Source organism: Vibrio sp. 1180_3 (assembly GCF_029478545.1).
Lineage (GTDB): Bacteria > Pseudomonadota > Gammaproteobacteria > Enterobacterales > Vibrionaceae > Vibrio > Vibrio aestuarianus.
The window spans coordinates 1-300 of the sequence record NZ_SJFM01000231.1; the positions used below are offsets into that span (position 1 = coordinate 1).

Consider the following 300-nt stretch of genomic DNA (forward strand, 5'->3'; position numbering starts at 1 on the left):
CGAGGTCGGTTTCTCGGTATTGCACGCAGAATTCTCGCTGGGTCGCTTCACGCTTGAGCGAGAACGCGTAATCGTTAATGCCCATTTCTTGCAGCAGCACAGAGAGGATTTCTGGAACCGTTTTGAGTTGGAAGATACGGCTGTTGTGACGCAGCGACAAACGCTCTAACGCCGGCACTAAAGTCAGCGAGTAAAACGTATGGTGATGACCAATATCGCCCTTGCTAAATTGACGAATAATGCCATGCACGCGCTGCACGACAAGGCCATCACGCAGCATCTCTAACTGCGCCGGTTTAT

The 300-nt window shown here is 51.3% G+C and carries 1 protein-coding gene; it reads right to left on the reverse strand.

The window, feature by feature from the left end; genetic code table 11:
- Positions 1–300, reverse strand: a 300-nt coding sequence (locus tag EYW48_RS21690) for a contractile injection system protein, VgrG/Pvc8 family (RefSeq protein ID WP_277433104.1), incomplete at both ends; no start/stop codon positions are given.